Origin of the sequence: Xanthomonas axonopodis (genome assembly GCF_001304695.1) — a bacterium.
Lineage (GTDB): Bacteria > Pseudomonadota > Gammaproteobacteria > Xanthomonadales > Xanthomonadaceae > Xanthomonas > Xanthomonas axonopodis.
This window is the reverse complement of the sequence record NZ_JFAQ01000278.1, coordinates 1-1,033: the sequence shown is the minus strand read 5'-3', so window position 1 is coordinate 1,033 and position 1,033 is coordinate 1. Positions and strand designations below refer to the sequence as shown.

The following is a 1,033-nucleotide window of genomic DNA, read 5'->3' as shown; positions in this document are numbered from 1 at the left end:
ACCCCGGCGCGCAACCACCGGACGCACGCCTGAGCGGCCTGCCGGCATGGGACCTGGTCGACATGCCGCGCTACCGGCGCTTCTGGCGACAACGGCATGGCCATTTCAGCTTGAACATGGCCGCCTCGCGCGGTTGCCCGTTCCGTTGCAACTGGTGCGCCAAGCCGATCTGGGGCAATCACTACAAGCGGCGTGGCGCCGAAGAGGTGGCCGCAGAAATGATTCACCTCAAACGCAGTTTTCGTCCCGACCATATCTGGATGGCCGACGATATCTTCGGCTTCCATATCGATTGGGTGGAGACCTTTGCGCAGCACTTGAGCGATGCCGATGGCGCGATTGCCTTCACCATCCAGACCCGCGCCGACCTTGCCAGCGAACGCATGGCCGCAGCCTTGGCGCGCGCCGGTTGCGTGGAAGCCTGGATCGGTGCGGAAAGCGGCAGCCAGCGCATTCTCGACAAGATGAGCAAGGGCACCCAGGTCGGCGAGGTCATCGCCGCGCGTGAGCGCCTGGGGACGCAGGGCATCCGCGTCGGCTTCTTCATCCAGCTGGGGTATCTGGGCGAGGAACTTGAGGACATCCTGGCCACGCGCGCACTGGTGACGCAGGCCAATCCGGACATCATCGGAGTCAGCGTGTCGTATCCCCTGCCCGGTACCAAGTTCTACGAAGAAGTGAAGAATCAGTTGGGCAGCAAGACGCATTGGCAGGATAGCGACGACCTGGCGATGATGTTCCGTGGCGCGTACGACTCCGAGTTCTATCGCAGCGTCCGCGATCTGCTGCACACGCAGGTCGATCTGCAACAGGCGCGTGCTGCGATGACAGCCGATGCGTTCGCGCAGGCATGGGACCAACTGGAAGCACGCTGGTCTGCCTTGATCGCCAGCGAAACCCAGCACCGCAGCGAGCCGATGCCCCCCAGTGCTGCGCGTCAGCCACGGCAACTGAGCACCGTGCTGGTGGGCTAGCGCTCGATCGTTGCCGCACCTATGCCCCTCCCCACCGCCCCCCCATGCCGCCTGCCGCA

1 protein-coding gene is annotated in these 1,033 nt (G+C 64.4%); it reads left to right on the top strand.

What is annotated here, in order from left to right; translation table 11 throughout:
• Positions 1–974 (top strand): B12-binding domain-containing radical SAM protein (locus tag XAXN_RS19620; protein ID WP_134984936.1); only part of this gene is annotated, 974 nt, incomplete at its 5' end.
• Positions 975–1,033 lie beyond the last annotated feature (59 nt).